Here is a 12530-nt window from a genome sequence, read left to right as displayed (position 1 = left end):
GCCGTTCGTACCCAACTCCCCAGGCATAGTGGGGGCTCCGTGTCTCAGCGGGTTCACGGAGTCACCTGTGCCCCGAATGACACGCTCATGACATTTTTTACCGGGGGTCATCTCACCATGCGTTCCATACGTCCATCCGTCGCGCGCGGTCGCGGGCGACGCGCCGTCCTCGCCGCGACCGGCATCGCCGCGGCGCTGGCACTCACCGTCACCGGCTGCAACGACAGCAAGGACACAGACGACGGAGCCGCCGGCAAGCCGGCCGCGACCACCTCGCAGGGGTCCGACAGCGGCGCGAAGCTGCCCGGCGACGTCGCCGACAAGTTGAAGAAGCACGGCATCGACCCCGACAAGTGGAAGAACGGGGACTGGAAGAACTGGGACAAGGACGACTGGCTGCGCGAGGCCAAGGACTTCGTCAACCCGGTCATCGACGGCCTGTGGAAGCCCGAGCGGATGAAGTCCGCCGAGGACCCGAACAAGACGATCGCGGCGAAGGACTACGCCGACGACCAGGGCGTCACCGACCCCGAGCCCGAGCCGGTGAAGGCGCAGGCCGAGAAGACGCCGTACCACCGGAACGCGGCGCCGGTCGGCAAGGTCTTCTTCGACTCCCCCGAGGGTTCGATGGTCTGCTCCGGCACCGTCGTGAAGGACCCGCGCAACCCCGGTAAGTCCAACCTGGTGTGGACCGCGGGCCACTGTGTCCACGCGGGCGCGGCGGGCGGCTGGTACCGCAACATCGCGTTCGTGCCGTCGTACAACGACCTGGGCAAGTCCGCGGCCACGCTGCGCAACGCGACGCAGCAGCAGATCGCCCCGTACGGCACCTACTGGGCGGACTGGGCGTCCACCTCGAACGAGTGGATCGACCAGGGTGCCGCGTCGGGCGGCGCGGGCGCTCCGTACGACTTCGCCGTGCTGCACGTGAAGCCGGAGCAGGGCACCAAGTCGCTGGAGGAGACCGTCGGTACGGCCCTCGCCGTGGACTTCTCGACGCCGTCGGTGTCGTCGGTCGGTTCGATGGGCGCGTGGGGCTACCCGGCCGCGCCGCCGTTCGACGGCCTGCTGATGCACAAGTGCCTCGACCGTCCCGGCCGGCTCTCGCTGAGCCCCGAGCAGCCGACGATGTACCGCATCGGCTGCACCATGACCGGCGGTTCGTCGGGCGGCGGCTGGTTCCGCGTCCGCGCCGGGAAGACCGTCCTGGTGTCGAACACGTCGATCGGCCCGGCCGGCAACACCTGGCTGGCAGGACCGCAGCTGGGCGCCGAGGCCCAGCAGCTCTTCGACAACATGAGTGAGAAGTACGGCAGCCGGTAAGACGGTCGCCCGACGGCTCCACGACGTGAAGGGCCCCCTCCGACCGATCGGAGGGGGCCCTTCACGTACAGCGCGTACGACGGCGAACGCGTCAGGCCGTGACCACCGCGGGGACGTACGGCGCGAACTCGGCCGCCAGTTCCTCGTGGACGCGGGCCTTCAGGAGCGTGCCTTCCGGGGTGTGCTCCTCGGAGATCACCTCGCCGTCGGAGTGCGCCCGCGCGACCAACTGGCCGTGCGTGTACGGCACCAGGGCCTCGATCTCGACCGAGGGCCGCGGCAGTTCGGCGTCGATGAGCGCGAGCAGCTCCTCGATGCCCTGGCCCGAGCGGGCCGAGACGGCGATCGAGTGCTTCTCGACGCGCAGCAGCCGCTGGAGGACCAGCGGGTCGGCCGCGTCCGCCTTGTTGATCACGACGATCTCGGGGACCTCGGTGGCGCCGACGTCCCTGATGACCTCGCGCACGGCGGCGAGCTGCTCCTCCGGCGCCGGGTGCGAACCGTCGACCACGTGCAGGATCAGGTCGGACTCGCCGACCTCCTCCATCGTGGAGCGGAACGCCTCGACGAGGTGGTGGGGCAGGTGCCGTACGAAACCGACGGTGTCGGCCAGCGTGTACAGCCGGCCGCTCGGCGTCTCGGCCCGGCGCACGGTCGGGTCGAGGGTGGCGAACAGGGAGTTCTCCACCAGGACGCCCGCGCCCGTGAGGCGGTTGAGCAGCGAGGACTTGCCCGCGTTCGTGTAGCCGGCGATGGCGACCGACGGCACCTTGTTGCGCTTGCGCTCCTGGCGCTTGATCTCGCGGCCCGTCTTCATCTCCGCGATCTCCCGGCGCATCTTCGCCATCTTCTCGCGGATCCGTCGCCGGTCCGTCTCGATCTTGGTCTCACCGGGGCCACGGGTGGCCATGCCACCGCCGGAGCCGGAGGAGCCACCGCCACCCATCTGCCGGGAGAGCGACTGACCCCAACCACGCAGACGCGGCAGCATGTACTGCATCTGCGCGAGCGCGACCTGCGCCTTGCCCTCTCGGGACTTGGCGTGCTGGGCGAAGATGTCGAGGATCAGGGCGGTCCGGTCGACCACCTTGACCTTGACGACGTCTTCGAGGTGGATGAGCTGGCCGGGGCTGAGCTCACCGTCGCAGACGACGGTGTCGGCCCCGGTCTCGAGGACGATGTCGCGCAGCTCCATGGCCTTGCCCGAGCCGATGTACGTCGCGGCGTCGGGCTTGTCCCGGCGCTGGATGACACCGTCGAGCACGAGCGCGCCCGCGGTCTCGGCGAGGGCGGCCAGCTCCGCGAGGGAGTTCTCCGCGTCGTGGACCGTTCCCGACGTCCAGACGCCGACGAGGACGACGCGCTCCAGGCGGAGCTGTCGGTACTCGACCTCGGTGACGTCCTCGAGCTCGGTGGAGAGGCCGGCGACGCGGCGCAGGGCCGCGCGCTCGGAGCGGTCGAGCTGGTCGCCGTCCCGCTCTCCGTCGATCTCGTGGCTCCAGGCGACGTCCTCTTCCATCAGGGCATCGGCCCGAAGACCTTCGGGGTTGTTCTGCGCGAAGCTCTGCGCGTCCTGGGAAGGGGAAGAAGAGGAGGTCATTGGATCCTTACGTCTGTGGGATACGGAATCTGTGACGGACGCCTCGTCCGTCATCAGTGACAACGCACGGCCCGTCCCCGGGATTCCCGCGCCGTCGACCTGAAGATGTTCGCACGGCACGGGGCGTCTCGTCACCCGACTTATTTCCCGTGGCGACCGGGCTGAAGCCCGCGATCACCGCCTACTTCTGCGGCTTCTCGCTCACCCAGTCCGGGTGCCCCGGCATCGGCGGGGTCTTCGCCCCGTACAGCCAGGCCTGGAAGAAGTCGCTCAGGTCGCGTCCGGCGGTCCGGGAGGCGAGCGCGACGAAGTCCTCGGTGGTGGCGGTGGAGTCACGGTGCGTGCTCACCCAGCGCCGTTCGAGCCGCTCGAAGGCGTCCTTGCCGATCTCCTGGCGCAGCGCATACAGGACGAGCGCGCTGCCGTCGTAGACGACCGGCCGGAAGATGCTGATCTTCTCGCCGTGGGCGGGAGCCCTGGGCGCCGCGGGCGGTCCGCCGGCCGCGCGCCAGGCGTCGGAGGCGCGGTAGGCCTCCCGCATCCGCGTCTTCATGGGCTGCCGCGCCTTCTCCTCGGCGTACTGGGCCTCGTACCAGGTGGCGTGTCCTTCGTTGAGCCACAGGTCGGACCAGGTACGCGGGCTGACGCTGTCGCCGAACCACTGGTGCGCCAGCTCATGGACCATGATCGATTCGACGTACCACTCCGGGTACTCGGGGCGCAGGAACAGCTCTCTCTCGAAGAGAGAGAGCGTCTGCGTCTCGAGTTCGAAGCCGGTGGTGGCGCGGGCGACGAGCAGCCCGTAGTTCTCGAAGGGGTAGCGGCCGACCTTCTGCTCCATCCAGGCGAGCTGCGCGGGCGTCTTGTCGAGCCAGGGGCGCAGCGCCTTGACGTCGCCGGCCGGAACGACATCGCGTACGGGCAGGCCGTGCGGTCCCTTCTGGTGGAGGACCGCGGAGTGGCCGATGGAGACCTGGGCGAGTTCGGTGGCCATGGGGTGGGCGGTGCGGTAGGCCCAGTCCGTGGCTCCTCCTTGTCGCGTGGTCGGCGACGTCGCTACAGGAAGCCCGTTGGCGACGGCCGTGTACCCCTTCGGCGCGGTGACGCGGAAGGTGAAGTAGGCCTTGTCGGCGGGGTGGTCGTTGCAGGGGAACACGCGGTGCGCGGCGTCGGCCTGGTTCGCCATCGCGAGCCCGTCCTTGGTGCGCACCCACCCCACCTCCTCCTTGCCGGGCACGGGGTCGCTGGTGTGCCGCACGGTGATGTGCAGCGGCTCACCGGGCGCGATCGACCGCGGGGGCGTGACGATCAGGTCCTCGGCGCTCGTGGCGAAGTCCGCGCGGGCGCCGTTGACGTCCACGGAGCGGACGGTGCCGTGCGAGAAGTCGAGGTTGACCCGGTCGAGCCAGGTGGTCGCCCGAGCGTCGATCTTGGTGACGGCGTCGAGCGGCTTGCTGTTGTCGCCCCGGTAGGTGAAGGCGATGTCGTACGACCGCACGTCGTAGCCGGGGTTGCCGAGGTGCGGGAAGAGCCGGTCGCCGATGCCGAGCGGAACGGCGGGCTGGGGCGCGGCGGCGGCGAGCAGGGCGACGGAGGCACCGGCGGCGAGCAGGGCGGCGGCGCGCGGCCCGCGCGCCCCGCGGACGAGGGGCTGAGGTGGCTGAGTGAGCTGAGCGGCATGGACTACGGCTATCAGCGCGCGCGGCCGCGCCACGGACGGCACGCGCCGCACCACTCGAACGGGGTCCGGCGATGGCTTACAGGGCGTCGGCCGTCGCGTGCTGGGCGCGCCCCACGTCGTACACCCCCGGCACGTTGCGCATCGCTCTCATCAGGCCCTGGAGGTGGGCGGCGTCCGGGAGTTGGAGGGTGTACGTGTGCCGGACGCGGCCCTGGGCGGGCGGTTCGACGGTCGCCGAGATGATGGCGACGCCCTCGAGCGCTATGGCTTCGGTGAGGTCCGCGAGGAGGTGCGGGCGGCTGAAGGACTCGGCGAGGAGCGTCACGCGGTACTCGGCGCTCTGCGCGTCCGCCCAGTGCACGCCGATCTCGGCGCGCCCGGCGCCCTTCATGCGCTCCACTCCGGAGCAGGCGACGCGGTGGACGGTGACGACGCCGCCGCGGATGGCGAAGGCGGTGACCTCGTCGGGCGGTACGGGCGTACAACAGCCCGCGAGGCGTACGGACGCTCCGGGCTGGTCGACCACGGCGTTGGCCGCGGCGGGCCGCGCGGACGGGCCGCTGTAGGGCGCCCGCGGCGCCGACCCGGTGTCGCTCGGGCCTTCCGGATGCGTGGCGAGCCAGCGGCGGATGGCGATGCGCGCGGCGGGCGTACGGGCGTGGTCGAGCCAGTCGCGGGACGGCTCGGAGGCGGCGGCGCCCTCGCTTCCCGCCATGAGCAGTTGGACCGTGTCGCCGTCGCTGAGGACCGTACTGAGCGTCGCCAGGCGGCCGTTGACCCGCGCGCCGATGCAGGCGTGCGCGTCCTCGCCGTACTGCGCGTACGCGGCGTCCACGCAACTGGCGCCCGCGGGCAGGCCGATGGTGCCGCCGTCGGGCCGGAAGACGGTGATCTCGCGGTCCTGGGCGAGGTCCTCGCGCAGCGTCGACCAGAAGGTGTCGGCGTCGGGCGCGGACTGCTGCCAGTCGAGGAGCCGGGAGAGCCAGCCGGGCCGGGTGGGGTCGGCGCGCTCGCCGACGGTGTCCAGGTGCTCCTCGCCGGAGGGCGTGTACGGGTTGCCGAGGGCGACGACGCCGGCCTCGGCGACCTTGTGCATCTGGTGCGTACGGATGAGGACTTCGGCGACCTCGCCGTCGCCGCGGGCCACGGCGGTGTGCAGCGACTGGTACAGGTTGAACTTCGGTACGGCGATGAAGTCCTTGAACTCCGCGACCACCGGCGTGAAGCAGGTGTGGAGTTCGCCGAGGACGCCGTAGCAGTCCGCGTCCTCGGCAACGAGGACGAGCAGGCGGCCGAAGTCGGAGCCGCGCAGCTCGCCGCGTTTCCGCTTCACGCGGTGCACGGACACGAAGTGCCGTGGCCTGATGAGGACTTCGGCGCTCAGTCCGGCCTCGCGCAGCACGCCGCGCACCTCGTCGGCGATGGCGGCGAGCGGGTCGTCGCCGCGCGCCGCGTTGAGCGCCATGAGCGTCCGGGTCTCCGCGTACTCCTCCGGGTGCAGGATCGCGAAGACCAGGTCCTCCAGCTCGGTCTTCAGGGCCTGGACACCGAGGCGCTCGGCGAGCGGGATGAGGACGTCTCGGGTGACCTTGGCGATGCGCTCCTGTTTCTCCTGGCGCATGACGCCGAGGGTGCGCATGTTGTGCAGCCGGTCCGCGAGCTTGATCGACATGACGCGCACGTCGTTGCCGGTGGCGACCAGCATCTTGCGGAAGGTCTCGGGCTCGGCGGCGGCTCCGTAGTCGACCTTCTCCAGTTTGGTGACGCCGTCGACGAGATAGGCGACCTCCTCGCCGAACTCCTCGCGCACCTGGTCGAGGGTGACGTCCGTGTCCTCGACGGTGTCGTGGAGCAGGGAGGCGGTCAGCGTCGTGGTCTCCGCGCCCAGCTCGGCCAGGATCAGCGTCACCGCGAGCGGGTGGGTGATGTACGGCTCGCCGCTCTTGCGCATCTGGCCGCGGTGCGAGGACTCGGCGAGCACATAGGCGCGGCGCAGGGGTTCCCGGTCGGCGTCCGGGTAGTGGGCGCGGTGGGCCTCCACGACGTGGCCGATGGCGTCGGGGAGCCGGTCGCGGGCGGCGGGGCCGAGGAGCGCGGCGCGGCCCAGACGCCGCAGATCGATCCGTGGGCGGGCGCGCCGGCGGTGTGCTCCGGGCGTGATCGGCCCCGGGGTCGCGGGGTTGGTCGCCTCCGCACTCATGAGCACCTCCGGCTGGTTCGACCGGTGGCGGGCTGGCGGGGGCACCCGTCCGGACCGGTGCTTGATGCTACCGAGCCCATCACGTGGCGCAGTCCCGCTCTCGCCCAGCGTGAAACGGATCACCCATTCGAGCGAAGGTTCACGGGTTTACGGTTTCGATTCCCGCGAACCAGTCCGCGTCGATCTCACCCTCGGCCACGATCACGGCGGGACCGGTCATCTCGATCTCGCCGTCGGGCCGCTCGGTGATCGTCAGCCTGCCACCGGGCAGATCGATCTCGTACGTGACGGGGGCCCCGGTCACGGCCGGGTCCCGGCCGTCCCTGCGGGCGGTCGCGACAGCGACGGCGCAGGCGCCGGTGCCGCAGGAGCGGGTCTCTCCGGAACCGCGCTCGTGGACGCGCATGGCGACGTGTCCGGGGCCGCGGTCCACGACGAACTCGACGTTCACCCCCTGCGGGTAGGCGTTCGCCGGTGCGAAGAGCGGCGGGTCGTAGAGGGTGCCGGCGTGACCGAGATCATCGACGAAGGCCACGGCGTGCGGGTTGCCCATGTTCACGTTCGTCGCGGGCCAGGTGCGGTCGTCGACACTGACCGTGACGTCGCCCGCGGGGAGCGTCGCCTTGCCCATGCCGACCGTGATCAGGCCTTCCTTGTCGATGTGGACCGCCTTCACACCGCCCCGGGTGGCCACGGCGACATCGCCCTCGGTGACGTGTCCCGCGAGCTGGAGGTAGCGGGCGAAGACCCGCACGCCGTTACCGCACATCTCGGCGATCGAGCCGTCCCCGTTGCGGTAGTCCATGAACCATTCGGCCTCGTCGGCCAGGTGCCGCGCCTCGGGGTGGGCGGCGGAGCGCACGACGTGCAGGACGCCGTCCCCGCCGATACCGGCGCGACGGTCGCACAGAGCCGCGACGGCGGCCGGGGGCAGCGCGATCGCGTTCTCAGGATCCGGGATGATCACGAAGTCGTTCTCGGTCCCGTGGCCCTTGAGGAAGGTCGTCATTCGTCGATCGTACGAGATCGGTCCGACAACCGGCTCGGGGGTCCCGCGCGGCGCCTCAGCGCAGGCGGGCGACGCGCCAGACCGCGAGGACCGCCACGGCGGCGACCACGACCACATAGGCGCCCACGACCCGCCAGTCCGGCCAGCGGCCGGAGCCGCGCGGCGGGAGGCCCGGCAGGGTGTAGCCGACGCGGCGGGCGGCCATCATGCCCCAGCCCGCGGCGCAGGAGCTGATCAGCAGGCCCAGCATCGCGACGACGGCGCCGCCGTCACCGAACTCGAAGAACAGCGGGAACGCGAACATCAGGGACCCGACGGTGGCGAGCATCACAATGGGGGCGAGCTGCCAGATCCGCAGTCGACGCTGCGGGCGCAGCTCGACCTCGACCTCGGCCGCCTCGTCCTGCGCGGCGATCTCGTCCGCGGTCGGACCGTCGGCGATCACGCCGTCAGGGGTCCTCTCAGGACCGTCGGGGCTCAGTTGCTCGCCGCCTGGTGCGGTGTCACGAGGGCCGGCCTCCATCGCCACGCGCCCTCCCACTTCGGACTCCACTGGTCGATCGATGGTCGATGATGGCACGCTCCGGGAGGCCGGGATGACCGCCCGAGCGTCCCGATGCCATCACGTGATCAGGCTGTAACCGGTCGTTCGACCAACGCCATTGCGCGGTCCGGGAGTTCCCCGCGTTCGGCGACGGCCCCACTGAGCCAATGCACCCGGGGGTCACGCCGGAACCATGAATCCTGGCGGCGCGCGAAGCGTTTGGTGGCGCGGACGGTCTCGGCGCGCGCCTCGTCGTCGGTGCACTCCCCCGCGAGCGCCGCGAGTACCTGCTGGTAGCCGAGGGCGCGCGACGCCGTACGCCCCTCGCGCAGACCCTGGGCCTCCAGCGCGCGCACCTCGTCGACGAGTCCCGCGTCCCACATGCGGTCCACGCGCGTGGCGATGCGTTCGTCGAGTTCGGGGCGGCCCACGTCGACGCCGATCTGGACGGTGTCGTAGACGGAGTCGTGTCCCGGGAGGTTGGCGGTGAAGGGCTTGCCGGTGATCTCGATGACTTCGAGGGCGCGCACGATGCGGCGGCCGTTGCTCGGCAGGATGGCGGTCGCGGCCTCCGGGTCGGCGGCGGCGAGGCGGGCGTGCAGGGCGCCGGAACCACGCAGCGCGAGCTCGTCCTCCAGGCGGGCACGGACCTCGGGGTCGGTGCCGGGGAACTCCATCTTGTCGACGGCGCCTCTTACGTAGAGCCCTGATCCGCCGACGAGGATGGGCCAGCGGCCCGCGGCGAGGAGGCGGTCGATCTCCGCGCGGGCGAGCCTCTGGTACTCGGCGACGCTCGCGGTCACCGTGACGTCCCAGATGTCGAGGAGGTGATGGGGGACGCCGGACCGCTCCTCGGGCGTCAGCTTGGCGGTACCGATGTCCATCCCCCGGTACAGCTGCATGGAGTCGGCGTTGACGACTTCGCCGCCGAGTTCCTTGGCGAGGAAGACACCGAGATCCGACTTTCCTGCCGCGGTGGGACCGACGACGGCGATGACCCGCGGGGCGGGAGCTGCGCTCTTCACCGGCACAGTCTCGCAAACCTCGGGGCCTCTTCTCGAACGAGCTACGTGACGGCACGGGTGCGGGGTCGTTGCCTGTTGCGAGGTTCCGGCCGCCCGGTTCGAGGACCGGTGACCCGTGCGACGCAATGAGACGCACCGGGCAGGGCGGGAACTCGCCCACACGAGTAACGTATGGAGTTGAAATGGGCGTTTTTGCCATGTTTCGCCGGAAGGCCAAGACCAGCGACGAGGCGTCAACCGCCGAGGCGCAGGCCGCCACTCTGACGGCCGACCCGGAGGCGGAGGAGGCCGAGGCCGCGACCGAGGCCGCCGAGGCCCCCACGGCCGAGCAGGAGGCCACGGAGGCCGAGGCCGGCGAGACCGTGGAGGCCGCCGCGACGGAGAGCGTGGAGATTCCGAAGCAGCAGTCGGCGGAACAGGCCGCCGACAACGAGGCCGGCGAGAGCGTCCGTAAGTAGGTTCCGCGCGGAAGGTGCTCCCATGGGCTTCCTGGACACTCTGAAAGCCAAGCTCAACCCTGCGAAGGACAAGGTCTCCGACCTCGCGCAGCAGCACGGGGACAAGATCGACCAGGGTCTCGACAAGGCCGCCAAGGCGGTCGACGACAAGACCAAGGGCAAGTACAGCGACAAGATCCAGCAGGGTACGGACAAGGCGAAGGATGCCCTGGACAAGCTCTCCGGACCCGACGCGAACGGCAAGGACGGCGGGGGCACGCCGTCGCCCCCGGCGGCGTCCTGACGTCGCGGGTGTGCAGGGCGGACGGCCGCGGGACCACTGGGTTCCGCGGCCGTCCGCCGTGTGCGACCGGTTCGGAGGTCAGGTCCAGGAGGCGACGAAGTAGCCGACTCCGTAGGGGGCGTCCTCGTACAGGAGGCGGGCCGTGCCGTCCTGCTTGTCCCAGGCGTCGCTGAGGAGCCGCCAGGGGACGCGGCCGGAGATCTTGAGCTCGCGGGCGAGGTCCTCGTCGAGGCGGGCCAGGTACCCGTCCCGGTCGGCGGTGCGCAGGGCCTCCGCGATGTCGGCGTCCACGCCTTCGGCGCGCTCGTCCAGATAGCCGGGGGCCTTCACCGTGCGGCAGGCGGTGCCGTCGCCCATGACGAGGAAGCCGATGCGCTCGGTGCCGAGGGGGCCGTCGGCGAGGCGCCAGCCGCTCTCGGCGACGTCGGGCGCCGACCCGTCGGCCGTCACCTCGTGGCCGAGGACCTTCCCGGTCCACCCCGCGCGCGCGAGCAGCCACGCGCCTACGGAGAGGGACGGCGGGAGCGTGGCCTCCACGGCGTCGGACGGCGCGCCCAGGTGGACGTCGAGGTCGACGCCGAACGGGCGGAAGGAGCCCTTGGCGCCCGGCCGGTGGACGCCGGTGCGCGGGCCCTCGCCGATCACCCGGATCAGGTCGGGAGCGGCCGCGAGCAGCGCCGCGATCGCCTCGTCGCACGCCGCGCGCGCGGCGTCCAGTTCCGGGGCCGCCCCGGCGGCGACCTCGGGCACGAGGAGGGGCGGGCAGGGGCAGACGGCGGCGGCGACAAGCATGATCGGCAGCCTACTGGTCGGGCGGGCTCGCGCAGGAGGGAGCCGTGTCCCGGCCGTCGCCGGACCCCCGATCACGGTGCCCGTCAGTCGACGGCGCAGCCCCCGGTCATCGCCGGGAGCGGCTCGGGGACGCCCACCTTGGGGAGGCCGAGCAGGACGCCCTGCTGCTTGTCCTGGACTTCCTTGGTGCGCTTCTCCCAGGCGTCGCCCGCGCGCGTGCGCCGTACGGACAGGGGTGCGCCCTCGGCGAGGAGGTGGTGCGGGGCCGCGTACGTGATCTCGACCGTGACGACGTCGCCGGGGCGGACCTCCTCGTCCGGCTTCGTGAAGTGGACGAGGCGGTTGTCGGGGGCGCGGCCGGAGAGGCGGTGGGTGGCGCCGTCCTTGCGGCCCTCGCCCTCGGCGACCATGAGCTCCAGGGTGCGACCGACCTGCTTCTTGTTCTCCTCCCAGGAGATCTCCTCCTGGAGGGCGACGAGACGCTCGTAGCGCGCCTGCACGACCTCCTTGGGGACCTGGTTCTCCATGGTGGCCGCCGGCGTTCCGGGGCGCTTGGAGTACTGGAAGGTGAAGGCGTTCGCGAAGCGGGCCTCGCGGACGGCGTGCATCGTCTGCTCGAAGTCCTCCTCGGTCTCGCCGGGGAAGCCCACGATGATGTCGGTGGTGATGGCCGCGTGCGGGATGGCCGCGCGGACCTTGTCGATGATGCCGAGGAAGCGCTCCTGGCGGTACGAGCGGCGCATCGCCTTGAGGACGGTGTCCGAGCCGGACTGCATCGGCATGTGGAGCTGCGGCATCACGTTCGGCGTCTCGGCCATCGCCGCGATCACGTCGTCCGTGAAGTCGCGCGGGTGCGGGGACGTGAAGCGCACGCGCTCCAGGCCCTCGATCCGGCCACAGGCGCGCAGCAGCTTGCTGAAGGCCTCGCGGTCGCCGATGTCGCTGCCGTACGCGTTCACGTTCTGGCCGAGGAGCGTGATCTCGGAGACGCCCTCGGCGACCAGGGCCTCGATCTCGGCGAGGATGTCGCCGGTCCTGCGGTCCTTCTCCTTGCCGCGCAGCGCGGGGACGATGCAGAAGGTGCAGGTGTTGTTGCAGCCGACCGAGATGGAGACCCAGGCCGCGTACGCGCTCTCGCGGCGGGTCGGCAGCGTGGAGGGGAAGGCCTCCAGGGACTCGGCGATCTCGACCTGCGCCTCTTCCTGGACGCGGGCGCGCTCCAGGAGGACGGGGAGCTTGCCGATGTTGTGCGTGCCGAAGACGACGTCCACCCAGGGCGCCTTCTTCACGATGGTGTCGCGGTCCTTCTGGGCGAGGCAGCCGCCGACGGCGATCTGCATCCCGGGACGCGAGGTCTTACGGGGAGCGAGCCGGCCGAGGTTGCCGTACAGCTTGTTGTCCGCGTTCTCCCGCACCGCGCACGTGTTGAACACCACGACGTCGGCGTCGCCGTCGGAGCCCTCGGGGGCGCGGACGTAACCGGCGTCTTCAAGGAGGCCCGAGAGGCGCTCGGAGTCGTGGACGTTCATCTGGCACCCGTAGGTGAGCACTTCATACGTCTTGGGGTCCTGAACGTCCACTGCCTGACTCCGGTCGCCGCTGCTGGTCATGGAAC

The 12530-nt window shown here is 71.2% G+C and carries 11 protein-coding genes; 3 read left to right on the top strand and 8 right to left on the bottom strand.

The window, feature by feature from the left end:
* The first annotated feature begins 117 nt into the window (after positions 1–117).
* Positions 118–1323 carry a hypothetical protein gene (locus V2W30_RS29670; protein ID WP_338701265.1) on the top strand — a complete coding sequence of 402 codons (1206 nt, stop codon included), beginning with the start codon at positions 118–120 and terminating at the stop codon, positions 1321–1323.
* A 91-nt stretch (positions 1324–1414) separates the two neighbouring features.
* Here the strand turns inward: V2W30_RS29670 and hflX are convergent, their stop codons facing one another.
* The 6 genes from hflX to miaA form a co-directional block, all read right to left on the bottom strand.
* Positions 1415–2923, bottom strand: a complete 1509-nt coding sequence (gene hflX / locus V2W30_RS29665; protein WP_338701264.1) for a GTPase HflX — start codon at positions 2921–2923, stop codon at positions 1415–1417.
* 181 nt (positions 2924–3104) lie between these two features.
* Positions 3105–4616, bottom strand: coding sequence for a M1 family metallopeptidase (locus V2W30_RS29660; RefSeq protein ID WP_425244709.1), 1512 nt, complete (start codon positions 4614–4616; stop codon positions 3105–3107).
* Between the two features lie 64 nt (positions 4617–4680).
* Entirely contained in the window at positions 4681–6804 is a 2124-nt protein-coding gene (locus tag V2W30_RS29655) for a RelA/SpoT family protein (protein WP_338701263.1), read from the bottom strand.
* Between the two features lie 139 nt (positions 6805–6943).
* Entirely contained in the window at positions 6944–7813 is an 870-nt protein-coding gene (gene dapF, locus V2W30_RS29650) for a diaminopimelate epimerase (RefSeq protein WP_338701261.1), read from the bottom strand.
* Positions 7814–7868: 55 nt separating this feature from the next.
* Positions 7869–8336, bottom strand: coding sequence for a hypothetical protein (locus V2W30_RS29645; RefSeq protein ID WP_338703812.1), 468 nt, complete (start codon positions 8334–8336; stop codon positions 7869–7871).
* Between the two features lie 107 nt (positions 8337–8443).
* Positions 8444–9382 (bottom strand): tRNA (adenosine(37)-N6)-dimethylallyltransferase MiaA, encoded by a 939-nt coding sequence (gene miaA / locus V2W30_RS29640; RefSeq protein WP_338701259.1) that lies wholly within the window; start codon positions 9380–9382, stop codon positions 8444–8446.
* 197 nt (positions 9383–9579) lie between these two features.
* On the opposite strand from miaA, the gene V2W30_RS29635 reads away from it, so the two are divergent.
* On the top strand, positions 9580–9840 hold the full coding sequence (locus V2W30_RS29635; RefSeq protein WP_338701257.1) for a hypothetical protein: 261 nt from the start codon (positions 9580–9582) through the stop codon (positions 9838–9840).
* A gap of 22 nt (positions 9841–9862) precedes the next feature.
* Positions 9863–10123, top strand: a complete 261-nt coding sequence (locus tag V2W30_RS29630; protein ID WP_338701255.1) for an antitoxin — start codon at positions 9863–9865, stop codon at positions 10121–10123.
* A gap of 78 nt (positions 10124–10201) precedes the next feature.
* Here the strand turns inward: V2W30_RS29630 and V2W30_RS29625 are convergent, their stop codons facing one another.
* Together V2W30_RS29625 and miaB are read right to left on the bottom strand one after the other, a co-directional pair.
* Positions 10202–10915: a class III extradiol dioxygenase subunit B-like domain-containing protein gene (locus V2W30_RS29625; RefSeq protein WP_338701253.1), complete on the bottom strand. Its 714-nt coding sequence runs from the start codon at positions 10913–10915 to the stop codon at positions 10202–10204.
* A gap of 83 nt (positions 10916–10998) precedes the next feature.
* Positions 10999–12525, bottom strand: coding sequence for a tRNA (N6-isopentenyl adenosine(37)-C2)-methylthiotransferase MiaB (gene miaB, locus V2W30_RS29620; protein WP_338701252.1), 1527 nt, complete (start codon positions 12523–12525; stop codon positions 10999–11001).
* Positions 12526–12530: the final 5 nt, after the last annotated feature.

The organism is Streptomyces sp. Q6 (assembly GCF_036967205.1).
GTDB classification, from domain to species: domain Bacteria; phylum Actinomycetota; class Actinomycetes; order Streptomycetales; family Streptomycetaceae; genus Streptomyces; species Streptomyces citrinus.
The sequence above is the reverse complement of the archived record's forward strand: the minus strand, read 5'-3'. Positions and strand labels throughout refer to the sequence as shown.

What these genes read in the sequence shown, in the direction of transcription:
- V2W30_RS29670 (WP_338701265.1), top strand. Translation starts at nt 118, where the DNA reads ATGCGTTCCATACGTCCATCCGTCGCGCGCGGTCGCGGGCGACGCGCC.
- hflX (WP_338701264.1), bottom strand. Translation starts at nt 2,923, where the DNA reads ATGACCTCCTCTTCTTCCCCTTCCCAGGACGCGCAGAGCTTCGCGCAG.
- V2W30_RS29655 (WP_338701263.1), bottom strand. Translation starts at nt 6,804, where the DNA reads ATGAGTGCGGAGGCGACCAACCCCGCGACCCCGGGGCCGATCACGCCC.
- dapF (WP_338701261.1), bottom strand. Translation starts at nt 7,813, where the DNA reads ATGACGACCTTCCTCAAGGGCCACGGGACCGAGAACGACTTCGTGATC.
- V2W30_RS29645 (WP_338703812.1), bottom strand. Translation starts at nt 8,336, where the DNA reads ATGGAGGCCGGCCCTCGTGACACCGCACCAGGCGGCGAGCAACTGAGC.
- V2W30_RS29635 (WP_338701257.1), top strand. Translation starts at nt 9,580, where the DNA reads ATGTTTCGCCGGAAGGCCAAGACCAGCGACGAGGCGTCAACCGCCGAG.
- V2W30_RS29630 (WP_338701255.1), top strand. Translation starts at nt 9,863, where the DNA reads ATGGGCTTCCTGGACACTCTGAAAGCCAAGCTCAACCCTGCGAAGGAC.
- V2W30_RS29625 (WP_338701253.1), bottom strand. Translation starts at nt 10,915, where the DNA reads ATGCTTGTCGCCGCCGCCGTCTGCCCCTGCCCGCCCCTCCTCGTGCCC.
- miaB (WP_338701252.1), bottom strand. Translation starts at nt 12,525, where the DNA reads ATGACCAGCAGCGGCGACCGGAGTCAGGCAGTGGACGTTCAGGACCCC.